Origin of the sequence: Gemmobacter caeni (genome assembly GCF_003054195.1) — a bacterium.
GTDB lineage: Bacteria > Pseudomonadota > Alphaproteobacteria > Rhodobacterales > Rhodobacteraceae > Gemmobacter > Gemmobacter caeni.
This window is the reverse complement of the sequence record NZ_QBKP01000021.1, coordinates 39,718-61,626: the sequence shown is the minus strand read 5'-3', so window position 1 is coordinate 61,626 and position 21,909 is coordinate 39,718. Positions and strand designations below refer to the sequence as shown.

Below are 21,909 nucleotides of genomic sequence, written 5' to 3'. Positions count from 1 at the left end.
ATGGCCTTGCCCGGATCTACCTGCACCGCCTCGACCTCGGCCACCGATGTCGCGGCATCCAGGGCAGCGCAGGCGGCGAGGCGGAAGGCCTCCAGATCAGCAGCGGCGCTGCGCCACAGGGTGGCGAGGTTGAGCCAGATCTGCGCGAGGCTGGCGGCGTCGGGGGCGGTGATGCCCAGCTCGGCCGAGAGCAGCGGATAGGCGGCAAGATCCGGTTCGGGATCTGCTATCCAGGCACGGGCCTCCGCCTCTTTCGCCAGGTAGATCATGCTCTGCCCCGGCAGATCGGTGATCAGCGCGGCGCGGGCGGCGGTGACGGCCGCTGCCAGCGTGACACGGGCCTCGGCTTTGGCGGCGGCCAGCGCGGTTGCGGCGCGGGCGTCGGCGGTGATCGTCTTGCTCCAGTCGATCATTGGCTGATCTCCTCAGGGCTATAGCTCGGCAGAAGGATCGGCCCGTCTGTCGTGACAAGGATTGGTTCGGGATGTGTGACCACCCGCGATTCAGGCGGGGCGGGCCACGGGATCGGGCCATGCGGCAGGAGCAGGGTCAGATGGATCACCCCGTCGATCCGGGTGACCTCCGAGGCCAGCCAGTCGCAGGCGATGGCCTCGCGCGGCAGGGTGGCGCCCTCGGCGAGCGGGCCAAAATCATAGGCCACGCCGTTGAGGATCAGGGTGTCGCCCTGGCGGATCAGCGTCAGGGCGGCGTCGGAGCGGATGGGAGATAGGGTGATGATCATGGTGGGTCTCCTCAATACCAGCGACCGACCGCCTGCACGCGGACATTTACATCGCTGCTCGTGCCGGCAATCTCGTTGTAATACACGACGACAGATGTTGTTGTGGGGAAGCCAAAGGTCAGCCCAACCCGGCCATTGGGCGACGACGAAATCAGTGCGCCGGTCGGCACCACCGAAACAGCATCAGCAAATGCCGCCGGGAACGTCCATGTAGCAGATTTGACCCCGGATGTGGCGTCGCTGCTTGGCTTGATCACGAAAGTGTGGGAGCATGTCATCAGACCTCCGGCATCACGGTGGTATCTGCCATTGGCGTTGGACGACGGTTCAAACAGCGCGCCGGTGGGCACACCGCCTGACTGACTGACTGGACCGACAACCGATCCACTATTGTAGACCCGCCGCCAGGCGCCCCATGTGCCGTCGTTTGCCCGGATACGCATATATTCATCTGCCGTTGCCGGTGGAGTGCCAGCTGCGGTGTACCGAATGGCGCGCTGTAACAGCGCCGCCCCCGAATATATCGCCTGCGAGGTGATCCACCAAAAACCTGACGCCGCGGGAAATGTCCCTGCGAGTGTGGCATCATACAGCCCCGCATCGCCAGCGACAGCTGAGTCGATATTGACGCCGTTCCCTGACGGGTAATAGACGCCGAAGCGGCGCAGGGCATGGAACAGGATATTGTCATCGGTGCGATGCAGACGCCCTGCTGTCGTGTCGGTGGATGACTGGGTGACAGCCGTGCCGGTGATCGGCAAATCAACCTGAAAAGCACTCGCACCCAAAAGGAGGCGCCGCACGCCTGCCGTCGCCATCGCAAGTTGATTTTCTGCCTGTCGATATAGGCCCGTGTCGGTATCATTACCGAAAATGATAGCGGGCGCTGCGGCGTTACCATTCAGAAAAACACCCGGTCCAGTTGCATATGCCAGGGCATTAAGCTCCGGCGCCATCGTCACGAACCAAGCAAGGAACGCATCCATACGGTCGGAAAACGTCGCCGGGTTGTTGCGCGATGGCGCGGGCGGCGGGAGTGTGATCGACATCAGGTAAGGCCCTCGACCTCAAGGCTCCCGAAGGAGCGGTTGGTGGTAAGCGGGATCGAAAAATCCCGGAAGAATCCGTAGACCGTGGTTCCGAACTGGCTTGAGCCGGGACCGGCGTAATAGACGGCCGGGATTGCCCGCAATCTGGCCAAAATCCCCCTGATGCGGCGCGCATCTTCCGTCGGAAACCCGAATCGGAAAGTGGCGGTCTGCGCATAGGCACGCTCGACGATGATCGCGTTGCCGAATTCATCTCGGTCCTTGCGCGAGAAATCCTCGATGCCGATGGATGTATCGACAAGCGCCTCGCCAAGGATCTGATCGCGGCCGACGACGATCTGTCCGACCTGTGTCGTGCCGCCGCTACTCACCGTGATATCGAGCGTGACGCCGGAATAGATCGGCGCCCCTGTTACGATCTCCTGCGTGTCGTAGATCACCGGCTCGAAGCAATAAGACCAGCCATCAAAGACTGCCGCATTGTCAACGATGTCGCGCGTTTCATCGAAGATCACGCCATCGACCGGATCGGTCACCTTGACCCGCACGGATGAGGCATTCAGCCCGAAGAACGCGACAGCATCCGCAAGGCTGCTGATCTGAAGCAAATAGGTGATGCTGCCCGTCTTCACGACCGGATCGGAGATCAGCCGGTCAAACGCCTTCCAGCGGTTCGTCGCCCCCAGCTTCAGCCAGTAGGTGCTGCCCGCGTCCAGCAGCGGGTCCTGCCCGGTATGCGCCTGCACGGCCTCATAAACAGCATGCCCCCGGATCACCTGGTTGCCGATGGCATAGGCCGTCCCGACATTCCACGCCGCGGCATCGGTTTCCGGGACATTGGACGAAACCAGCATGGCTTCGGTAATGGCAATCGGCTCGACCACCCTCATTCTGTGCGCTCCGCAGGCAGACCATTGGCATCCCAGTCCCTCACGATCCGGGCCTGCTGACGCTCGTACCCTTCGATCCTCAGCAGCAGCTGGGTGTTTTCCGCGCGGGCGGCGGCAACCTCCCGGCGCAATTCGGTGATCGCCTCGACCACGGCACGATTGTCGAGCATCTCCCGGGTCTCACGCGGGCTGTAGACCCGGGACGGGGCCACGAGCTCCAGATCATTTTCCCCGATATATGCCGGGCCGCCGCTATGCTGACCGCCGCGGGCAAATGCCGGGTACTTCTGATCTTTCAGCCACTTTTCCGCCGCTGCTCTGGTGATGAATTGTGCCCCGCCTGGCCCGATGGTACCCCGGATTCCACCGAGCGGGCCAAGGATCGAAAAGCCCTCGACCCTACCGTCATCGCTGCCGTATTGACGCCGGAAGATCCGGAAATCGTCCAGCGTCAGGCTTTCACCCTGTGTCTCCTCCGGCAAAAGGCTGTCGAGATACCGGCGTTCGCGCGATCCCGTGGGATCATAGATCGTCCCGCGCAAGAGATCGCCCTTGCTATACCCCGCCACACGGTTGCGCAGCGTGTTCCGATCCATTCCGGTAGCATCGATCCCGAGGATTTCGGCCATCCGCGCAAGTTCGGTATCATCGACAAAGGCACGGCCTTCGCCATCGCGGGTCAACGTCCCCACATAGGCGTTCAGCGCTGCAACCTTTGCCGCACGCTCCTGCCGGTTGCCTTCAGCCTCTATCACTTTCCGCAAATCCGCGAGCGACCCGCCCAGTGTGGCGAGCGCGCCCCGCATCGTGGCAAGCGGATTGGCAATATTCGAGGTCGTCGTCGTCTCGAACCATACCGAGAATGCCTTTGCAGGCTCGAATGCGAAGCTCCCGCCAAGCAGGATCTTGCCCGCCGTGGTCCCGTTGATCGCATCGAGAAGGGTCTTCTGTCTGTCATTGAGCCCGGAAAGATCCACAGCCCCCTTGATCGTGCGAAGAATGGTCGAGGTGGTGGCGCGCAGCATCCTGAGCTGATCCGCCCCCAGCTTTGCCAGGGTCACGCCACCCGCGATTGTGATATCGACCCTTCCGGCTTCGGCAAGAAGCATGCGGCGTTGGTCCACTGTCAGCGTGCCGGAAGCCTTGAAGATCGCCGCACGGTTCACCGTTCCGGAAATCGCAGCGAGCAACAGGCGCTGATCGGTGGTCATGGACCCTGTTGCCCTCAGATCCGCATTCTTCCGCACCGTCTCGCTGATCGCGCCAAGCAGCATCCGCTGATCGGCTGAAAGCGCAGACAGCGCGATCTGGCCCGTGATCGTCTTCTGGAAGGCTTTGCTGCCTGCCCCGATCTGCGCCAGAAACAAGGCCCCGGTGGGTGACAGCCCTGCCAGGCTGATTGCGGCACGGATCGTCTTGAAGGACTCTTGTGCCGATGAAATCAGGGCCGCGCGCTGATCGGCCGTCATGCTGCTGGCAAACACGGACGCAACCGTAATCGCCCGCGCGGCGGCCGTGTTTGCATTCAGCAGGAGGCGACGGGTCGGGCCGTCCATGTCCGAAGCGAGAACACCCGTTATGTTCGCGATATACTCACCCTGCTGCGCCAACAGAATCCGGCGCGCGCGCTCCCCCATCTGCGCGCTGATCGCCGCCTCGATCATGGCGGCGTAGCTGCCCTGCTGGGCGATCACGATCCGCCGCACACCGTCGCTGATCCCGGGAGATAGCGAGGCCATGACGCTGACCGCATATGCGCCGACATTCCCGAGCGCGAGACGCATCGCAGCCGGGCTGATCCCGGAGGAAAGCGTCGCCGTCACAACACGCGACAATTCCGAGTTTCCGGCCAGCGCGATCCGCATCACATCGACCGGCAGCGCAGCCCCCGTCAGCAGATGTACGGTCTTTTGCAGGCTCGACACATCGGCCAGTGCCAGCCGCGTCAGATCATGGCCCAGATCGTTCTGGGCCAAGTAATCGATGGTCTTGATATGTTCGGAGGCTCCGGTCAGTGCCAGCCACTTCAGATCGGCAGGCAGATCACTGCGCGTCAGGAAATCAATATAGCCGGTGACGCCGGTCGCTGCATTGTTCAGCAAGGCGCGCAAATGCGGCGGGATATCGGCATCCGCGATCACATCCACGGTCACCGCCAGGCGCTCCCGCAGGAACTGGTAGTTGATCATCTCGGCCGCGGCGATAGCCTGCTGAAGGCCGGCCAGCTGGCCGTTCAGCTGATCGATCATCGCCTCGTCCAATACGCCACCGCCGGCGAGGAAATCCCGCACCTCGGTCAACACATCGATCTGCTGCCCCAGCAGCCCGGCGATCACGTCATGCCGGGCCCCCTCGATATCTGCAACGCCCTGCACCAGCCCGAGGTCGGACAGCACCCGCGCCTGCGCCCGCGCCAGATCCACACGGTTGCGCGCCATATCGCGCTGGCTTGCCAGCATCGCATCGGCGGCGCCGGTCAGATCACCAACCGCCGCGATATCGCCTGCCACAGCGCGCGCCAGAATGGCCTGATAGCGTGCCTCATTGTAAACCAGCGCCTGCTGCCCGGAGACCAGCGCCCCAGCCGTGCCACGAAGCCGGTCAATATAGTCGCGGATCGATTGCGCCGCGCGGTACCATGTCCGGGCTGCATCCAGCGCCGCCCGCTGTGCCTCCGTCGTTGCATCAATCGTCGCGTCCAGCCCGGTCGAGACCATGCCCGTCAGTTGCTCCATTTCGCGCGTCATTTGGGCAATCGAAGGCAGAACCTGATCCATCACCCCGGAAAGGCCGATCAGCGTTGCATAGAGCTCCTGCTGTTTCTTGTCGGTCAGATCCAGCGCCTCGACCATCAGCCGGTATTCCGCCCGCGACTTCGGCATGGCAGCCCCGAGCCTGGCCAGCTCCGCCTCGGCCCGCCGCGTGGCGGTCGCGACCTGTTCTTCCTGCGTGTAGAAGGTCTGGAAATAGTTCGCGGTTGCCGTGGCCATGTTGTCCAGACCGCCGAACGCATCGGCCAGCGATGATGCGACATCCCCGCCGACAAGCCCCACCATGTCGAACCGATGCCCCAGCAGATCCACCACGTCGCGGACGCCGATCAGGCTGGCCGACAGTCGGGTCAGCGTATCCAGTGCGGTTTCGCCCGCCCGGGTATAGGCGTCCGTCCCCAACACCAGTTCGGCCATCCCTGCCCCGGCCTTGGCCATTTCCGCCTGCAAGGCCTGAAGCACCTGTTCCTCGGACATGTCCTTGGTGCTGATCTTGAAATCATGCACGAAATCAGCAATCGCGCCCGATCCCAGATCCAGAACCCCCGCCATGTCGCGGATATTGCCGCGCAGATCGGCATAGGCGAGGCCGATGGTATCAGACACCTGCGGGTCCAGTGCTTCGGTCGAGGTCTTGTTCGACCGGAACAGCCCGCCCTTGTAGTAGCGATAGGACGATCCATCGAACGTGTCGCCGGTGAACTGGCCCATCACGCCGGTATCGGCCAGCTTGCGCCCGAACAACGCCTTGCCAAGCGACATGACAAGCCCGATGCCGCCCGCGATCATGCCCACGGTACCCAGCATGCTGCCCAGACCGCCCAGCATCCCTGCCCCGCCCGCGCCGGTACCGCCAAAACCGAACAGCTTGCCGATACCGCCAAGGAAGCCTTTTCCGGATGCCAGCCCTTTGCCCAGCCAGCTGTCCTTGCCGATCAGGCTGCCAAGGCCGAGCAGGCCGGGCGCGCCGCCAGCTGCGCCAGCCGCGGGAACCTTTCCATCCGCAGGCAGAATGCCCATCGAGACCATGATCTGCTGTTTCGCGGCATCCGCGATCATCTGGTGCAGGGTCTGTTTGAACAGATCGCCAAGGCCGGAGATATCCTTGCCCCCCGACATCACGAAATCAGCCCAGGCATTCGACAAATCGCCCACGAGTGGAATCGCGTGCGCCAATTCTTGCGAAACTAGCTTTTGGCCCCTGCCGAACTCTTCCTGCGTGAGCTTTCCAGCCTTGTAGAGCTGCGTCAGTTCAGCGAGCTCAGTGTTGTATCTTTCCAGAGGTGTTTGCGTTTCTTTCAGCCGGTCACGCCATTTATCAGCCGCCTTCGCAAGATCATCTGTTGCTTTGGCGGCCCCTCCAGCCTTCTTTGCACTGTCGCCCAGCCCAGACCTTAGACTGGGAAGCTCGAAGAGCTTTTCATCGTCCGAAAGCACGGTTGAAAGTTGGCCAATGGCTTCCTTGGCCTTGCCAAAGCCATCAGCAGTAATCGCACTGGCCCGCGCTGCGGCTTCGCCAGATGCAATAAAAGCATCCGTGGACGCCTTCATCGACGAAGTAACCATTTCATCAGCTGTTGAGGCCAAGCCGTCCAGACCCATCGACGCTAGAAAATCCCGCCATGCCCCGGCAATAACTGTGAGCATGTCAAAAAAGTTGGACTTCACATCTTCCCACACCGAAGCGAGCCCAGCCGGAATTGCGCCCGCAGAGATAACGATCCCCTCCCAAACACCTGACACAACGTCGCCCATCAGAGAAAACGCCCTGCCAATACCCCCAGCAGCCTTTGTGACGCGGCCAAACTGATAGACCAGCTCTCCGGCCCCCACGATCAGCGCTCCTATCCCGGTACGGATCAGCGCGCCGCGCAGTACCAGCAAAGCCCCGGACAAAGTGCCGGTGGCGACGGCCGAAGCCAGCAAACCAGCCACCCACTTCCCTGCGAATAGTGCGGCAGCAGTCCCTGCATAAACGACGATCCGGTCAAAATGCTGGGCCAAAGTACCGATGGCAGTGCGCGCGGCCGTGACGACGCCGGTGGCCTGATCAAGCTGATCGGTCATGCGTTTCACCGCTTCGCCTACCCCATCAATCTTGGGGATGACAGCCGCACCGATAGCCACCAAAGTACCGAGGATGGCCCCGAAAAGCGCTATTTTGCCAGAGAAGCCGAAAGCGCCCAGCAGTTGTGGAAGCTGCTGAGACAGTGCTGTGACAGCGGCAGTTCCAGCCGCCACTTGGACGAAGAAGTCCTGCACCTGGAAGCTAGCATTTGTGATGGCGCCGGTTAGCCGGTTGCTGCCCGCAGCGGCGGCAACATTGGCCTCGCGAAAACCTCTCGCCACAACACCGCCCCTGCTGGACAAGCCGATGAACCGACCCATGGCAGCAATCAGCCCCTGCATGCCACCAGTGCTTTGCACAATAGCGCGCTGGTTTTGATCTAGCTGGTCCGTCACACGCCGAACACCATTGGCACCTGCGATCATATCTGTCGCCAACCGCCGGGTTGAACGCGACAACCGCTGCGCTGCCGTACCAACCTGCCCGGCAGCTCCTTCAATCTTGCGAATATCACGGGCAGATTCGTCTGCGCCGCGAGTTGTCAGCCGAATGGACAGCTCAGCGAAAGTGGTCATACTGCGTTCCATTTCTGATAGAAAAGCCCCCATGGCAGGAAAACCCGGGGGCAATGTGAGGCTCGATGCATTTGCAATTTTTCGCCGCTATCCTTTTGGCACTTCCAGGTACTGCCCTCGCTGAAACGCCCATACCCAATCTTCCGAACCAAAGTGATGCCTCGGGATCTGGCCCTGTCATCAGAGAAATTCGACTGACTTCTAGCGAAATGGATGCTCTGCGCGTCGCGATAGAACGCTGCTGGAACGTTGGATCGCTTTCAACTGAGGCGCAGCGTGTTGCGGTAGAGATCGGGATGATCATCGGTGCAGACGGCAGGCCGGTTGCATCGTCAATCGAGCTTCTTTCGTTTTCAGGCGGATCAGACAGCGCAGTAAGGCAGGCATACGAAGCTGCCCGGAGGGCAATCCTGCGTTGCGGATCACAAGGATTGCCGGTTCCTGCAAGAGCCGATCAAGAGGGTAGCCACATCACCTTTGGATTTCACGCGGCAGAGGCCGAATTTGATCAAGCCGCGCCAGCTGCAGGCAAAGCAGACCCTCGCGCTGTCGCAGCCTGCCAAAAGGAAGCGACAGGATTCATGGAAGTTGCTGCCTGCTTGCCGCACGCCCATGTTGCAGTTCTAACTCTGGACGCGTTTAGCAGAATTTACCCGCCAGAGGCTTTCGAACTCAAAGAAACTTGCCTTCGGATCAATAAGACTCTTGCGGGCGGGGCCACCTGCGTAACAGCAGCGATCTCCACCGCCGTGACACTACAATCGCACCTGCCCGATGGCACCGATCTCGATGATCCCTTGTTTTCCTCCATATCGTCCCCTCAGGACGAGAGTAAGTTAAATGCCGAAATTTCTGATGCCAGACGAGACTTCCCGGACCAGCCGCTTTGGGGGCTGATCCGTTACAGTCCCTTTAAAAGGTGATCTATCTCGCAAGACATCAGGTATTTGGCGATCTCTCGGCGGGGGCAATGACCATAGCATCATTTCGCGCTTCATCATGTGCAGAGCAATAGGCCCTGCACATGTGAAACAGGATACCCATGTCCGTGCCGTCCTCGACCGATCCCGTGCTGATCGCGAAGGCGAGGATGTCGGGCCACTCCAAAGGAATGGCTCCGGCAAAGCCCGACTTGCTGATACCGCACTCCCGGAAGGCGACAATCAGGTTGCGGTCATTCTCGCCCAGTTCCGGCAGGCCCAGTTCATGCCCAAGACGCAACCTCAGAGCACGATTTGTAACGCCCCGAGGCTGCTTTCTTTTCTCATTCACAGGATCCGCATCGAGCCACCCTGACTGCGCCGCCCAGAGTATTAGGCGGTCGCGTCGATCCGCAAAAAACGGGTACGATCCGCGATAAACTCATTCAGCTGATCAAACGCAGGACGATATGCCTCCAGGAACATGAGAAGATTGTCGTCGGTAAACGACAGCAGATAGCCCTTGTCTGCATCGGACCACGGGATATTCTTCCAGCCCACCACCCCGGCAGCGACCATCTTCATTGCTTCTTGCTCGGCTTGAGCCGATTTGATGCTCCGCTGCCGGTTACGCATCGCATCCACCATTTCATGACGACGACGCCGATAGGTGCGGCTGTCCTGCCCGACCACAGTCATGATGCACGGCACCGCACCTTTCGCTTCCGCATCCACAGTCACAATCCAGCCGCGCTGCGCATCCTCAACGGCAAAGAGCGGCGTGAAGCCATCCGGGCCGACCAGATGGACCTCGGTGCCCTCGTTGCTGGCCAGCACCTTACCCATAGTTGCAAACGTCGTGAAATCCATGATCTTCATCCTTCAGGTTCTGGTTCAAGGGATGGGCGGCACCGGCTGAACCACGACCGGCGCCGCCCGGCTTACCTGCCCGACTGGCCTACATGTCGCAGGCCATGCACTCGGTCAGGAAAGATTTATGCACACTTATATACACACTCCCTTGACGAACGGTCAGAGAGTGTGTATATAAATACACATGAAAGGAGGGGCGATGGAGCTTGAAACGAATTCAAGAAAGCTCCTGAAAGTCTTGAAAGCAGAGGGTTTTGAGGAAGTGTCCAAGAAGGGTTCACACCTCAAGCTTCGGAAAGGGGATCGCACCGTGATCCTGCCGCATCCGAAGAAAGACCTGCCGCTCGGGACCGTCAGGAGCATCTACGAACAGGCCGGGCTTCTTTAGCCCGGCCACCCCATCGCCCCTCTACGAAACAACCACATGGGGTACTGCCATGCGCTACTACATCGCTATCGTTCACCAGGAAGGTGACAGTGCCTTCGGCCTGACCTTCCCCGACCTTCCCGGTTGCCATGCCGCTGCGGACAACTGGGCGGGCATCTCTGCCGCCGCGACCGAGGCTCTCGACCTCTGGTTCGAGGATATGCCGGATGTCGATCCCGCGTCGCTCGACCAGATCCGGGCCCGCGCCGATGTGGCTGAAGCCATTGCCGACGGCGCCGTTTTGCTGCCCGTGCCCTATATCCCGGCCGACACCGCCCCGGAGCGGGTCAATATCTCGATGGAACGTGGCTTGCTGCGCGCCATCGACGAAACCGCCAAGGCACGCGGCATGACCAGATCGTCCTTTCTGGCATCTGCGGCGCGCCGGGAACTGGTAGGCACGGTTTGAGGATCAGGCCCGCATGACCGAGGAAGAGGAAACCGAGTTCCAGATGATGCGCGCAGAGGCTGCAATCTACAAAGCCATTGCCGAGATTTCGCTTCAGAGGCTTCCCCAAGGCCAGGCATTCAGCCTGCTTGAAGCCTTCCGCGCGCATACTATGGCTTCGTCACCAATCCAATCGCTCGGGCCAAGCGCTTCAGAGCGCCTTTACCGCTTGCTTGATGAACTTCAGGGGAAGTATCCGCCGCCATCTCGCGGGTGATCCTCTTCAGTTCACCCAGAAGCTCGTCCACGATTCTCTTCAGCGAACGGTTCACTAGCCTTCCCTCCTGTACGGGCGCATAGGCGCTTCTCGTTGAGGATCAGGCCCGCATGGCGGCGGGCCTGACACCATATCAGACGCGGACGGTCGCGCTGTTGACGCGGAATTCGCCGGTCTGGCCTTTCATGGTCGAGGCGGTGCGCTGACGATCCTTCAGGTTCGCAACCTTCCCGAAGAAATAGGTGATCTGGCCATCGGGATCGGTGATCTTCACCGACACCTCGTCATTGGTGTTGTTCTTGGTCTTGAGGATCGTCAGGCCCGCATCGGTGCCATTGCTCAGGATGGTGAACGCAACCGATCCGCCGTCCAGCGCGCCATTGGCGTGGTAGGTGCGACCGGCCAGCGTGGTCTCGGTCACATCCTCCGAACTGTCGCCCACCTCGCCCCATTCGGTGATGCTGCCGACGGCAGTATAGGTCAGTGCCGCGAAACCCGCCTGATCGACGGTCGCGGGCACGGCGGCGGAAACGGCGACGGTGCCGCCGATATAGGTGATGAGTGCCATGGAAATCAGCCTTTCGATTTGCCCGCAGCGGGCGATTCAGGTTGGGAGGAAAGTGTCGGGGCGACCTTGGGCGCCTCGGGCGGCTCCACAGGGTCGGGATCGAACTGGAGGGTGAGCGCACCCGACAGTTCCTGACCGCGCAGGAAGGCCACGTTGTCAGCACAGCGCAGCACATCATTGGTTGTCACGAGTTCGCCCTGCCTCGGAACCACATGGCCAGTCGGCAGCGGGATCGGACGCAGACCGGGATTGAGGATCTTCGCCATGATCACGCCCCCAGCAGCATGGCCACGAGGCCGGTTCCGGTGACATTGATCGTGCCCTGCAAATAGGCCGAGATGCTGTCGAGCGGTACCAGGCGGGATGCACCGGCAGGGATGGAGCCGACCGCATATCCGGCAGAAACATCGACATTGCCGATGCCCGGTGCCGGAACCACGGTTCCGTCAGCCCCGTCGATGATGCAGGAAACGGCACCAGCCGTAGGGTTGCGCAGGATGAGAATCTGCCCGGTGCCCGCCTCGTACGCGAAGGTGTTGCTGGAGGTCAGCGTCACCTCGGTCACGTTGCGGGCACCGGGACCGCCCATCGTCGTCTTCGTGATGGTTGCCATGTGGAGCCTTTCGGACATGGAAAAGCCCCGCCGGATGGCAGGGCCGGATTAACCCGCTGATCCTGCGGGCCAGGAGGTTCGTGGTCAGAGCAGCTGACCCGCCAGTGTGCGCTGCCAGGTCACGCGAAAGTCGGCTGTGATGGTGGCGATCTTCTGTTCGCCCTCACCGTTGAGGGTGAAAGTCACTTTTTCGGGCAGCAGCATGATGCCCTGCGCGGCGAAAAACGGGCAGAGACAGGCCTCGATAGCGTCGGCGTCGTCATCCAGATCGGCCTCCGGATCTGCACCGCCCAGCCGCTTCACCACGACCTGCAACAGCGTGGACCGGGAGAAATGTGACAGGGATTCGGGCTGAACGTTTTCCTGCGCGGTCACCACACCCAGCACCGGCAGGACATCGGCCGAGATATTCCCTGCCCAGGCCGAGATTTGCGTGACATCCCCCATGCGAGGATCAGCCGCGAGGGCCTGCCGGGCCAAGGCCCGAAAATCGGAACGACGGCTCATTCGATGATCCTCTCCAGTTCGCAGATGACATGCGCGTCTGATGCGGTTGATCCTGAGGGCACCACGTTGAACACGGCGTAGATCTTACCGTTGCCCGGGGCGATCCGGTCTCCTGTGGCAAGCTCGGGCGCCAGATTGTGCCGCACCCGCCAGCTGGGCGAGGTGATCAGCACAGGATGGCCATCCGGATCGATGGCCTCGACCGGCGTTTCCCGAAAGATCGATTGCACGTCACGGGGCACCCCGCCCTTCGGCGTATAGGCAACCGGGGCGCCCAGCGTTTCCGCCAGCACCCCGGCCATGCCGTCAAACACGCTCGCCATGTCAGCTGTTCAGCCGGATACGGCCCGTGGTTTCCCCGGCACCGCTGCCGACAGCCGACACGGCCTTGCCGATCAGCGTGTTACCGCTGGAGGTCGTGGTGCAATACTTGTTGGTATTGTCCCAGTAGATCGCGGCGCCCACCGTCCAGGCCTGCGACCCGACCTTCAGGATATCAACGACGCCTTCGAGCTGCGTCTCGACATCCGCACCGCTGACCGCATCGTGGACAGCAACGCCGAAGATGGTCCCGACCAGAAGGCCTGCGCCCGAGGCCACGTCATAGGGCGCGGGAAGCGTGATCCGCTCGCCGCGCTGCACATAGTTCTTCATGTTCCGATCCTTTCGGTTGGCGATTGCACCCGGCATTCATGCAGGGCGAATGACGAAGGGCGGCCCGAAAGCCGCCCTTTCGTCAGGTCATGTCGTCGCCCGATCAGGCGCCGGCGTTCTTGTAGCCGCCGCGGAAATCAATGGCGCCGCAGCCGAAGTCGTGTTCCAGCGAGAACTTGGTACCCTGCACACCGAAGGGATCTTCCATGCGGAAGCGCGGCGCTGCGTAGCCTTCCAGCAGGCCCCATTCGAAGCACGGCGCCTCATCGACCGAGGCGAAGACATACCAGGCGTTGCCGGTGATCTTGGCGGTGATGACCGGCGACATGACCCCCGAGAACGGGTTCACGTTGCCCGCCTGCTGTGCCTGAATCGGCGCGAGGATCTGCTGCGCCTCGGTTTCCTTGTCCGGCCCGCACAGCAGGATCGCGGCGGTCAGTTCCAGTTCGGCACCATCCAGCGACTTGCGTTTGCGCAAAGCGGCGCGCGCAAGGCTCAGCGAGGCGATGTTGATCGCCGCCGCCGTCCCGGCCTTGGTGCCATCGGTCGTATTGAACACCTGCCGGGTGGTTTCGAGCAGCGTCGGACCATCGGCATTCGAACCGCCCAGCATCATGGTGTAGAAGGTCCGGTCTTCGAACCGCGCCACCGCATTGCCCCGGTCGTTCAGCACCTGCATGATGCCGTCGAGGCTGTCATTGACCAGCAGTTGCCGCGACAGCAGCACCTGCACACCATAGGCCAAAACCTTGGTCTTTTCCTTCGACTCGCTGAAGCTGCCCGCCTTCAGCTCGCCCGCCTCGGGGCTGACCGGCTGAAGATCCGGGAAGTCACCCACGCGCACGGTGGTGTGGTCGCGGAAATCCACATAGGTCCGCTGCCGGGCGATGCGGCGGTAGGTCGGCTGTGCCTGCGCATAGCGCGCGGCCAGCGAACGGTTCATCGCGTTTTCCAGCAGCGCCGGGAAATCGCTGGTCGAATGGAATGCCATACGCAGCGTTTCCTCGCGCCCCGCGAAATGCCCCGGCACCCGGCGCTGGCTCAGCCGTTCGGCCGCCATTTCGACGATGGAGAAATCCATATACTGCCGCGACACGTCCGCCGGTTCGGCGCGGGTCAGGCGGGCGACAAGCGCACCTTCCATGCCCAGACGGCGGGTTTCGGTTTCATCGCGGCCGCGTTCGGTCACCCGCATCGGGCCGGGCGCCGGTTCGCGCTGCGCCATGGTCGCCATGAACCGCGACCCGGCCATATCGGCCGCCGTGCCGTCATTGATCAGCGCGGTCACATCCGCGTCGGTCAGGCGACCGGCCTCCACGAACGGACGCGCCATGCTCTGGATCATGGTGACGCGGTTGCGCTCCGCCATGATTGCCGCCTGCGGATCGGGCGCGGGCGACGGCGGGGTCTGGATTTGCGTCGGCGCCGGGGTCTGTACCGGCGCGGTGGGGTTGGTCGGATCGGGCATCACATGCTCCATGGTTGCGGCCACCGGGGCCGGGACACCGCCGGGGGCGGCAGGGTTGCGGGGCGCGGCAGTGCCACGGCCCGGAGATTTGTCGCGCATCATCGCGGCATAGGCGGTCATGTCGCGCTGCATGCGGGCGCGCAGCGCATCGTCGAAGCTGGGCGGGGCTGCGTTCGCGTCAGTGCCATCGGCCACCGCATCTGCGAATCCCGCCTCGATGGCGGCCGAGGCGCTGTAGAAGGTTTCGGCATTCATGATGGCAAGAACGGCTTCGATGCTCTGGCCCGACCGATCTGCATAGACCTGGGCGTAGACCCGGGCCAACATGTCGAGGAAATCGGCCTGCGCACGGTGATCCTCTGCCCCGCCATAGGCATAGCCGGAGGGGTTGTGCAGCATGATGAACGACCCGGCGGTCATCTCGCGCTGCGCGGCCCCCATCAGAAGAAGCGAGGCCGCCGAGGATGCCTGCCCCTCGACAATGACACGGCAGCCGCCGGGATGGCCTTGCAGCGCCGTGCGGATCGCCTCGCCCGCCACCGGATCGCCGCCGCCAGAATTCAGGCGCACGGTGATACGCCCCTCACCCATGACCAGAAGCGCCTCGCGGACCATGGCCGGGCAGAAGAAGATCTCTTCCTCCCAGGCCCATCCCGCCGCCTCATCCGACATCACATAGCCCGACAGCACCAGCTCGCCGCCGATGATCAGGTCCGCCCCGCGTCGTCTCATACCACAGTTCCTTCGGGATTGGCCTTGGCCCGGCTTTCGCGGGCGGTCGGCAGGTTGCTTGCCCCGGTCGGGGCTAGGTTCGCATCGCTGTCCTTCTGCGCATCTTCCGCGCGCTCGCGCCGGATGCGCTCGGGGTCGAGCCCGAGCGTGCGCTGGACGTTCTGACGACTGTTCACGCCCCCATCGATCTGCTTCAGAAAGGCGTCGATTTCATCATTCGGGTCGATCAGCGGGCGCCGCGGCGGCGTATGGTTCAGCCGAATGACCTCGGCGGGCAGCACGCGCTGCATGGCCCAGGACTCCCGGACCCAACGCTCGACCCCCATGCAGAACTGCATGATGACCATGCGTTGCCAGCGTTCGACATTGCGGTCCATCTCCATCCGCCCCATGCGGCCACTGGAGAAATTGGTCCCGCTCAGATCCCCCGTCAGGGATTCACGGGTGATCCCGATGCCCATGGCAACGGCCCCCAGTGCCTCGCGCATGAAGGGCTGATAATCGTCGACCTTGGGCGGGGTCGTGAAATTGACCGACGTCCCTTCCGGCGTGCCCACCACGGCGCCGGGCTCCAGCGCCTCAAGCCCCTTGAGCCGCTTCGAGGGATCGACGCCGGAATCCTTGTCATAGGTCACGACAGCCGCCAGCAGTGCCGCCATCTTCTGCTTCAGGATCTGGGCTTCCTGATAATCGCTGATCTCGCCCATTGTCATCATGACCGGCGCCAGCCACGGCACACCGCGCAGCTGGCCGGGCCGGTCGAACCGCCGGATGTGCAGCACATCCTGCCACGGCACGCGGCGCGACGTCAGCTTCAGCCCCCGCATCCGCGCCGCGCCGGGATGTTCGTCAAACAGGTGATAGGCCTCGATATCGCCGATGGGGCTGTATTCGACGCCCTCGATCACCTCGTTCGCGCCCCAGCTGGTGACGGTATCGTCCAGATGATCCGCCTCCAGCAGCTCGACCTGAAAGCCCAACGGCAGATCGCGGGCGTATTTCCCGCGCCGGATGCGGCGGCGGGCCAGCACCTCGCCATCGGTGAAGACGGTGCCGATCACCACTTCCTGCATGGCGTAGAGGTCCAGCTCGCCCCGTGCATCCAGCGCAGGGGTAAGCAGGTGTTCCGACAACACCGCCCCTATTTGCGCCTGCACCTCAGCAGTCTCATGCACCACCGATGGCACGATCCCGGTGCCCACCACATTCGAGATCACCACCTCGCGCGCCCGCGCCGCGTAGGGGCGATTCCGCACCATGTCGCGGCTCAGCTGGCGCAGACGCGCCCTTACCCCGAATGCGGCAGCATCGGCATCTGTCGCCGGCGCCTTCCATCCCGCTGCGCGTCGGCCCCGCGAAGCGGCGTCATAATTCATCGCCAGTTTCGCGGCCGAGCGGGCGAGAGCCCGGCGCCGCCCGGCTTCCGGAGCAAATTCGCCAACCAGCGCGTCCAGAGTGGCTCCGATCCATCCCATGATCAGAGGCCCCGCCCGGTCGTGACATAGCCGACGACGAAGCCGCCAGCGCCCTGCGCCTCCGCGATCTGCGCGGTCAGCGATGCGATTGCGGCGGCCATCTCCGCGTCAGTGCGGTACTCGACCCGCTCGCCGTTCAGCTGCACCGATTTCACGCCCTTGGCGCGGGCCCGGATCAGAGCATCACGCATCTGGACCAGTTCAGCCTGATCAATCGCCATGGGTTCCCCTCACCTTCTCAGCCAGTTGATGTATTGCGGCGCAGCATCCTCGCTGGCCTCTGGTGGGGGCGCGGCCTGCCCCGTCCAGGTCGCAAACGGGTTGACTTCACCCAGCACCGCCCAGCCGGGCGGATCGTCCGGGTTCAGCCGGTTGATGCCGCGATGCTCGGCAATGGCCTGCGCCTGCACCGACAGGTCGAGGGTTTCGTTGCGCCCGGCACCCGGCCGTTTGCTGTAGCCATCGATGCCGCGCCGCTCGGCCAGCATTTCCTCGATCCGCTCTTTCTCGATCGACGCCGCGAACAGATAGGCGCCGGGGCCATGATCCAGCCGCGCCGCCGCGGCCAGAACGGTATCCTTCAGCCGATCCACTGCCATGTTCAGCAGCTTGATCGACCGCGCCTTCTTGCCTTGTGACCCGCGTTCCGGCGAAACATGCCAGACCCGATCCGACAGCTTGAACCCGCCCCGCCCGATGGACAGGAACCACAACGCGCCCTTGCCTTCGCGCTTGCGGCGCCGCCAGAACTTCTCGGCATTGTCAGACCAGCCGGTCGGGCCGTTGAAATCCACCACTGCAACGCAAGGCTTCAGACTCCAGTCTTCACCTTCCACCGCATATGACCGTTCCATCAGATCGGTCAGGACCTCGGCATCCTCGACATATTTACCGGGGTTGATCGCACGGTAGCGCCCTTCCGCATCCCGCGCTTTCGGCGCCGTTTCCGGCGGCTGCACCAAATCGAACCGATCCAGCGCCATGCGCTTGCCGTCCAGTCCCCATGCGGTGATCAGAACCGCGAACCACGACCCGTTCGTATCCACCGACACCGTGATGAACCGCGTCCAGGACGGACAGGTCATCGCGCCCAGTTCCACCGCAGTCTCGCGCAACGCGGCGGCGGTCAGATCCTGCTCATCGCCATCGGGCCGCGCATAGGGCACCCCGATATCGGTGTAATGCACCCGCGCGAAATCGCTGTCATCCTGCGACACCTCGAATGCGCGGCGGGCCGTCTCGTATCGCTCGACCAGTTCATCCCAACCGCTGAACGCGGCCGCCGCGCCATTCAGCGCATAGCTGGCGACCGGGGTCTGGCGGATGCGCGGATCGTCGATGCGCACCAGCAATCGGTGCCCGCGCGCGTCCACCAGCGCGTTGCCCTCCGCATCGAACGGTCGCGCCTCGTGCAACCATCCGCCGCGCCCCAGTGCCGCGAGGGTGTTGAGGCGCGCCTTTTCGCGGTGGCTGATCCGGTGCCCGCAATCGGGACACTGCATCTTTGCCGTGGCGCCGGCGGCCCCCGGCTCCAGTGTCTCATCATAGACCAGCCTGTCGAAGCGCGGTTCGAACAGCTCGGCACAGTTGGGGCATTCCCAGAACCACCGGCCCCGCGTCCCCTCGTTGTAGATCTTGCAAATCCCGTTCGTCACGGGCGGCAGCCGGTGCGGCGCGGTCTTGTCAAACTCCCAGACCTGTTCGGGATCGACCGGAAAGGCCGGCGTGCTTTCCACGAACACGCATCCCCGGCTCATGAAGGTCCGGATGCGCTGGAGCGCCATCCCATGCGGCGAACCCTCAGGCGAGTCCTTCGGCCCCAGTTTCTGCGGCATGTGGTCGTAATCGGTCAGCAGCACCATCCGCTGCGACCGGCTGGAAAGCTGGTTCGGCACAGGATAGCCGATGGTCAGGCGCATTCCCTTGAACCGCTTGCGGGCAAAGGTACTGTCATCCCGCGCCGTGCCCAACCGATCCCGCAAGAAGCGGCTGTTCATCAACGCCGGGTCCAGCTTTTCCTCAACCCAGGCATCCGCATCCGTCTTGGTCATGTGGATGATCTGCACCGGCGACGGCGCGCACATGATCGCATGCGTCGAAACTGACAGCAGCATCTGGCTCTTGCCGCTCTGTGACGGCCCGACAAAGCAGACGGTCTTGAACCGGCGCGACTGGCTCATGTCCTGCGGCTCGACCGTGTAGGGCGCGACCGTCCGGTCATAGTCCTGCCAGTTGCCCTGCACCGGCACCTTCAGATACTGCTCTGCCGCATCCGTCACCGAAATCCGGCTGGGCGGGTCCAGCAATGGCAGGGAATCTGCCAGCAGTTCCTCCGGCGTGATGAATGGCGGCAACGGCGGGATACGGGCCAGGAGCCCGATCCCCCGGTCAGACATCGCCACCATCAGACGCTCAGCTCACCCTGCCGGGCATTGATCGGGACAACTGATCCCGGTCGCCGCACCAGATCCTCCAGCGCCGTCTTGATATCGTCGCGCAGCTCGTCAGTCCGGGCCACGACCTGCGCCACCTGTTCCGCTGACAGGCCGAACTTCATCTCCAGAAAATCCGGCAGGGTATCGAGGCTGTTGCCGATCTTGACCAGAGACTCTTCGAAAACCGCCCGCACCCTGTCTGTGCGGATCAGATCCCCGCGCTGCTCTGCCAGGCGGTTCCGGGCATATTCTGCCTCGGACCATGCCCGCACTTCTGCCGCTGACATGCCCGCTTCAGCCTCGGCCTGATCATCGTCGAGGTTCCGGAAGGCCAGCGCAGCCTGCGCTGCGATCTGGTCGCCGCGCTGCTTGGCCGCGCGGATCTTCTCATTCCGCGCCGCGCGCCATGCCCAGCAATGCGACAGCCGGAATTCATAGGACACGCCGTTCTGCCCTTCGGACAGCACCGGCATGCCCTGACCGATCCACTTGGTGATCGTGTTTTCGGTCACATCGAAAGCGCGGGAAAGCTGCCCCCGGTTCAGCACGCCATCCTCCACCCCGTCGGGCAGCGGCCATGCCGAAACGTCCAGCACCTCCCCATCCGACAGAGTGATGAGGTCAGACACAGTTTTTCCTTTCAAGAACAACAACAAGCACGGTAACATGCACCCATGCCGAAAAATTCCCGACCAAAAGTAACGGGGTGCGAATTACCCGCGTGAGGGAGATGCCCCGGAAGGACCCGAGGGCTTAGCCGAACCGCTTTGCGAGCATCTGCCCGAAGGTCCGGCCCAGATGGTCCGCCATCCGCGCAGCGAACAGCCGCTCAGCATGCTCATAAAACCCGAGGCGCTGCTGATAGACCGGCACCTTCGGCGTGAAGATCGCCACGATGCCGATGCGGCCCTGCCCATCCTTTTTGTAAATCCCCGGCGTCAGGCCCGACTGCGGCACGAAGTAGCTGTCCCGCCGCTTGCGCGCCCGCCGCCACGACGCGTCGGTCATGTTCGTGGCCCCGTCCCTCTGGGCCTTCAGGGCAGATTGCACCTGATTGCGCTCCGGTCGCGCCCAGTTGCCAAATTGATCCAGCCGGGCATTGTCGGCCGGAATGATCGCCTGAATGACGCCCTCATGGACGAGGCTGCGCGACAGCTGCGCCTCGAACCCGGTCTGAGGCCTTGGCCCACCCTCCTCCTGCACCCGCAGATAGTGACGCCGCGACGCCGAGGGCTTCAGCTGCACCGCGGCTTCCAGTCTGGATGTGCTGGCATTCACCACCATGAACGCATTCTTCGTCCACGGCGTCGGCCGGTCGAACACCACATCCATCCGGTCACCCAGATCCTTGTGGATCTCGGCCGCCATATCGTCCAGCGCCCAGACCGTCGCGATCCGCAGATCCCTGTCTGCAAGCTGCTGCATCGCAAAGCTGAAGGTGCTGGTGTCAAGGGTTACACTAAAGTCCATGCAGCCCCCTGAAACGCGAAGCGCCCGAGAGGGGTTTCCTCCGGGCGCATCTGTGGATCATGTCAATATGACTACATCCGGTGGAGTTAAGGCGTCAAGACACTTTCGGCATGGTATCTGCCATACGGTCCAGCGCCTCGGTCAGTGCAGCCCTCGCCCAGTCCCTCGACTCGCCATAAACCGACCAGCCGCAGGCATCCAGAATGGCGCTCACGGTCTCGCCGCGCAGGCAGACACGATCCACCAGTTCGGCCACGGTCAGAGGCGTGCGCTTGCGCTTGCTCTGGCGCACCACCACCAGCGCCCAGCCATCCCCGACCGCTGACCGCATGGCTGCAATCGCCGCGCCCTCATCCAGGATGATATCCATCACACCATCGCCACCCCGACCGCTGCGCCCGGTTAGCATGGTCTCGACCGACCGGCCCTTCAGGCCCACCGCCGAATGCCGCTCCACCAGCGCCGCATAGGCCCGGCCTGCGCCCTTCTGGCGCTGAGTGAACGGATCATCGCCACCAGCTCGCCTCGCCTGCCGGGCCATTTCGTCGAACACATCGGCCGCCCGCGCCGCATCCCTGCCCCGGAAGCCACCGTGCTGCGGCGCCCAGCCCTCATCGGTCAGTTGCATCGCCACCGGCGCCACCCGCACCATGCGACCCCGTGCCGGGGCGAGCGGCATATCCGGACCGCAAGTCTCGGGCGCCACCGCCCGCGCCTTCAGCGTGGCCAGCCGGTCCCCCTCGCACATGATCGGATCAGCCATCCCCATGGCCGAGGCAATGGCCCGCACCACCTCTGTCCGCCGCGCCACCATCCGCAGCACCGTTGCCTCGATTTCCCGTTCCAGCATCGCGTTTCCCATATCTTGTGCCTTTGCTCGGCTGTTTTTCATCATCTTGAATGGTCTGTTTTAAGAATGGGACGTCTGGGACGACAAAGAGATTTTACGGGACGACAGAGGCGACAAGGGCAAGTGAGGAAACAACGCGATATCAAATAGATACCAG

At 62.9% G+C, this 21,909-nt stretch carries 23 protein-coding genes and 1 pseudogene; 4 read left to right on the top strand and 20 right to left on the bottom strand.

Annotated elements, in window-relative coordinates; all coding sequences use genetic code 11:
* From C8N34_RS22260 to C8N34_RS22240, 5 genes and pseudogenes are all read right to left on the bottom strand, one after another.
* Positions 1-413 (bottom strand): annotated as a pseudogene (locus C8N34_RS22260) (hypothetical protein); the annotation flags it as partial.
* Positions 410-742, bottom strand: a complete 333-nt coding sequence (locus C8N34_RS22255) for a hypothetical protein (RefSeq protein WP_108130554.1) — start codon at positions 740-742, stop codon at positions 410-412. The gene C8N34_RS22255 and the pseudogene C8N34_RS22260, both read right to left, overlap by 4 nt.
* A gap of 11 nt (positions 743-753) precedes the next feature.
* Positions 754-1,791 (bottom strand): hypothetical protein, encoded by a 1,038-nt coding sequence (locus tag C8N34_RS22250; RefSeq protein WP_108130553.1) that lies wholly within the window; start codon positions 1,789-1,791, stop codon positions 754-756.
* The gene (locus C8N34_RS22245; RefSeq protein ID WP_108130552.1) at positions 1,791-2,681 is read right to left on the bottom strand and encodes a hypothetical protein; all 891 of its coding nucleotides are present in this window, start codon (positions 2,679-2,681) and stop codon (positions 1,791-1,793) included. The genes C8N34_RS22250 and C8N34_RS22245 overlap by 1 nt, the downstream gene beginning before the upstream one ends.
* Entirely contained in the window at positions 2,678-7,861 is a 5,184-nt protein-coding gene (locus C8N34_RS22240) for a hypothetical protein (protein WP_108130551.1), read from the bottom strand. The genes C8N34_RS22245 and C8N34_RS22240 overlap by 4 nt, the downstream gene beginning before the upstream one ends.
* A 299-nt stretch (positions 7,862-8,160) precedes the next feature.
* On the opposite strand from C8N34_RS22240, the gene C8N34_RS26050 reads away from it, so the two are divergent.
* A complete protein-coding gene (locus C8N34_RS26050) occupies positions 8,161-9,018 on the top strand; it encodes a hypothetical protein (protein ID WP_145693803.1) in 858 nt (285 codons plus the stop codon).
* Positions 9,019-9,034: 16 nt separating this feature from the next.
* Here C8N34_RS26050 and C8N34_RS22235 read toward each other — a convergent pair whose 3' ends face one another.
* On the bottom strand, positions 9,035-9,316 hold the full coding sequence (locus C8N34_RS22235; protein ID WP_054304553.1) for a hypothetical protein: 282 nt from the start codon (positions 9,314-9,316) through the stop codon (positions 9,035-9,037).
* Between the two features lie 92 nt (positions 9,317-9,408).
* Complete coding sequence (locus C8N34_RS22230) at positions 9,409-9,885, bottom strand: hypothetical protein (protein WP_145693801.1); 477 nt, start codon at positions 9,883-9,885, stop codon at positions 9,409-9,411.
* Positions 9,886-10,087: 202 nt separating this feature from the next.
* Between C8N34_RS22230 and C8N34_RS22225 the strand changes: the two genes are divergently transcribed.
* Genes C8N34_RS22225 through C8N34_RS22215 form a run of 3 tightly spaced genes read left to right on the top strand, consistent with a single transcriptional unit; the run spans position 10,088 to position 10,980 of the window.
* Positions 10,088-10,276 carry a type II toxin-antitoxin system HicA family toxin gene (locus C8N34_RS22225; protein WP_054304555.1) on the top strand — a complete coding sequence of 63 codons (189 nt, stop codon included), beginning with the start codon at positions 10,088-10,090 and terminating at the stop codon, positions 10,274-10,276.
* A 49-nt stretch (positions 10,277-10,325) separates the two neighbouring features.
* Positions 10,326-10,724, top strand: a complete 399-nt coding sequence (locus C8N34_RS22220) for a type II toxin-antitoxin system HicB family antitoxin (RefSeq protein ID WP_108130550.1) — start codon at positions 10,326-10,328, stop codon at positions 10,722-10,724.
* A 13-nt stretch (positions 10,725-10,737) separates the two neighbouring features.
* A complete protein-coding gene (locus C8N34_RS22215; protein WP_108130549.1) occupies positions 10,738-10,980 on the top strand; it encodes a hypothetical protein in 243 nt (80 codons plus the stop codon).
* A gap of 133 nt (positions 10,981-11,113) precedes the next feature.
* Here C8N34_RS22215 and C8N34_RS22210 read toward each other — a convergent pair whose 3' ends face one another.
* The 13 genes from C8N34_RS22210 to C8N34_RS22150 form a co-directional block, all read right to left on the bottom strand.
* On the bottom strand, positions 11,114-11,548 hold the full coding sequence (locus tag C8N34_RS22210; RefSeq protein ID WP_108130548.1) for a hypothetical protein: 435 nt from the start codon (positions 11,546-11,548) through the stop codon (positions 11,114-11,116).
* A 5-nt stretch (positions 11,549-11,553) separates the two neighbouring features.
* Complete coding sequence (locus C8N34_RS22205; protein WP_145693799.1) at positions 11,554-11,814, bottom strand: hypothetical protein; 261 nt, start codon at positions 11,812-11,814, stop codon at positions 11,554-11,556.
* 2 nt (positions 11,815-11,816) lie between these two features.
* Positions 11,817-12,161 carry a hypothetical protein gene (locus tag C8N34_RS22200; protein WP_054304560.1) on the bottom strand — a complete coding sequence of 115 codons (345 nt, stop codon included), beginning with the start codon at positions 12,159-12,161 and terminating at the stop codon, positions 11,817-11,819.
* Between the two features lie 84 nt (positions 12,162-12,245).
* Entirely contained in the window at positions 12,246-12,668 is a 423-nt protein-coding gene (locus C8N34_RS22195; RefSeq protein WP_054304561.1) for a hypothetical protein, read from the bottom strand.
* On the bottom strand, positions 12,665-12,991 hold the full coding sequence (locus C8N34_RS22190; RefSeq protein WP_242013888.1) for a head-tail joining protein: 327 nt from the start codon (positions 12,989-12,991) through the stop codon (positions 12,665-12,667). Before C8N34_RS22190 ends, C8N34_RS22195 begins: the two co-directional genes overlap by 4 nt.
* 1 nt (position 12,992) lies before the next feature.
* Positions 12,993-13,322, bottom strand: coding sequence for a DUF2190 family protein (locus tag C8N34_RS22185; RefSeq protein ID WP_108130547.1), 330 nt, complete (start codon positions 13,320-13,322; stop codon positions 12,993-12,995).
* Between the two features lie 103 nt (positions 13,323-13,425).
* On the bottom strand, positions 13,426-15,522 hold the full coding sequence (locus tag C8N34_RS22180) for a head maturation protease, ClpP-related (protein ID WP_108130546.1): 2,097 nt from the start codon (positions 15,520-15,522) through the stop codon (positions 13,426-13,428).
* The gene (locus tag C8N34_RS22175; RefSeq protein WP_108130545.1) at positions 15,519-16,997 is read right to left on the bottom strand and encodes a phage portal protein; all 1,479 of its coding nucleotides are present in this window, start codon (positions 16,995-16,997) and stop codon (positions 15,519-15,521) included. The genes C8N34_RS22180 and C8N34_RS22175 overlap by 4 nt, the downstream gene beginning before the upstream one ends.
* Before the next feature lie 2 nt (positions 16,998-16,999).
* The gene (locus C8N34_RS22170; protein WP_054304566.1) at positions 17,000-17,218 is read right to left on the bottom strand and encodes a phage head-tail joining protein; all 219 of its coding nucleotides are present in this window, start codon (positions 17,216-17,218) and stop codon (positions 17,000-17,002) included.
* Between the two features lie 9 nt (positions 17,219-17,227).
* Positions 17,228-19,402: a terminase gpA endonuclease subunit gene (locus C8N34_RS22165; RefSeq protein WP_108130544.1), complete on the bottom strand. Its 2,175-nt coding sequence runs from the start codon at positions 19,400-19,402 to the stop codon at positions 17,228-17,230.
* Complete coding sequence (locus tag C8N34_RS22160) at positions 19,402-20,061, bottom strand: DUF1441 family protein (protein WP_108130543.1); 660 nt, start codon at positions 20,059-20,061, stop codon at positions 19,402-19,404. Before C8N34_RS22160 ends, C8N34_RS22165 begins: the two co-directional genes overlap by 1 nt.
* Before the next feature lie 124 nt (positions 20,062-20,185).
* Positions 20,186-20,902: a hypothetical protein gene (locus tag C8N34_RS22155; RefSeq protein WP_108130542.1), complete on the bottom strand. Its 717-nt coding sequence runs from the start codon at positions 20,900-20,902 to the stop codon at positions 20,186-20,188.
* A gap of 94 nt (positions 20,903-20,996) precedes the next feature.
* On the bottom strand, positions 20,997-21,752 hold the full coding sequence (locus C8N34_RS22150) for a hypothetical protein (RefSeq protein WP_145693797.1): 756 nt from the start codon (positions 21,750-21,752) through the stop codon (positions 20,997-20,999).
* Between the last annotated feature and the right edge of the window lie 157 nt (positions 21,753-21,909).

Excerpts from the sequence above, each read along its gene's own strand:
- C8N34_RS22255 (WP_108130554.1), bottom strand. The coding sequence starts at position 742 with ATGATCATCACCCTATCTCCCATCCGCTCCGACGCCGCCCTGACGCTG.
- C8N34_RS22250 (WP_108130553.1), bottom strand. The coding sequence starts at position 1,791 with ATGTCGATCACACTCCCGCCGCCCGCGCCATCGCGCAACAACCCGGCG.
- C8N34_RS22245 (WP_108130552.1), bottom strand. The coding sequence starts at position 2,681 with ATGAGGGTGGTCGAGCCGATTGCCATTACCGAAGCCATGCTGGTTTCG.
- C8N34_RS22240 (WP_108130551.1), bottom strand. The coding sequence starts at position 7,861 with ATGCAGGGGCTGATTGCTGCCATGGGTCGGTTCATCGGCTTGTCCAGC.
- C8N34_RS26050 (WP_145693803.1), top strand. The coding sequence starts at position 8,161 with ATGCATTTGCAATTTTTCGCCGCTATCCTTTTGGCACTTCCAGGTACT.
- C8N34_RS22230 (WP_145693801.1), bottom strand. The coding sequence starts at position 9,885 with ATGGATTTCACGACGTTTGCAACTATGGGTAAGGTGCTGGCCAGCAAC.
- C8N34_RS22225 (WP_054304555.1), top strand. The coding sequence starts at position 10,088 with ATGGAGCTTGAAACGAATTCAAGAAAGCTCCTGAAAGTCTTGAAAGCA.
- C8N34_RS22220 (WP_108130550.1), top strand. The coding sequence starts at position 10,326 with ATGCGCTACTACATCGCTATCGTTCACCAGGAAGGTGACAGTGCCTTC.
- C8N34_RS22215 (WP_108130549.1), top strand. The coding sequence starts at position 10,738 with ATGACCGAGGAAGAGGAAACCGAGTTCCAGATGATGCGCGCAGAGGCT.
- C8N34_RS22210 (WP_108130548.1), bottom strand. The coding sequence starts at position 11,548 with ATGGCACTCATCACCTATATCGGCGGCACCGTCGCCGTTTCCGCCGCC.
- C8N34_RS22205 (WP_145693799.1), bottom strand. The coding sequence starts at position 11,814 with ATGGCGAAGATCCTCAATCCCGGTCTGCGTCCGATCCCGCTGCCGACT.
- C8N34_RS22200 (WP_054304560.1), bottom strand. The coding sequence starts at position 12,161 with ATGGCAACCATCACGAAGACGACGATGGGCGGTCCCGGTGCCCGCAAC.
- C8N34_RS22195 (WP_054304561.1), bottom strand. The coding sequence starts at position 12,668 with ATGAGCCGTCGTTCCGATTTTCGGGCCTTGGCCCGGCAGGCCCTCGCG.
- C8N34_RS22190 (WP_242013888.1), bottom strand. The coding sequence starts at position 12,991 with ATGGCGAGCGTGTTTGACGGCATGGCCGGGGTGCTGGCGGAAACGCTG.
- C8N34_RS22185 (WP_108130547.1), bottom strand. The coding sequence starts at position 13,322 with ATGAAGAACTATGTGCAGCGCGGCGAGCGGATCACGCTTCCCGCGCCC.
- C8N34_RS22180 (WP_108130546.1), bottom strand. The coding sequence starts at position 15,522 with ATGAGACGACGCGGGGCGGACCTGATCATCGGCGGCGAGCTGGTGCTG.
- C8N34_RS22175 (WP_108130545.1), bottom strand. The coding sequence starts at position 16,997 with ATGGGATGGATCGGAGCCACTCTGGACGCGCTGGTTGGCGAATTTGCT.
- C8N34_RS22170 (WP_054304566.1), bottom strand. The coding sequence starts at position 17,218 with ATGGCGATTGATCAGGCTGAACTGGTCCAGATGCGTGATGCTCTGATC.
- C8N34_RS22165 (WP_108130544.1), bottom strand. The coding sequence starts at position 19,402 with ATGGTGGCGATGTCTGACCGGGGGATCGGGCTCCTGGCCCGTATCCCG.
- C8N34_RS22155 (WP_108130542.1), bottom strand. The coding sequence starts at position 20,902 with ATGGACTTTAGTGTAACCCTTGACACCAGCACCTTCAGCTTTGCGATG.
- C8N34_RS22150 (WP_145693797.1), bottom strand. The coding sequence starts at position 21,752 with ATGCTGGAACGGGAAATCGAGGCAACGGTGCTGCGGATGGTGGCGCGG.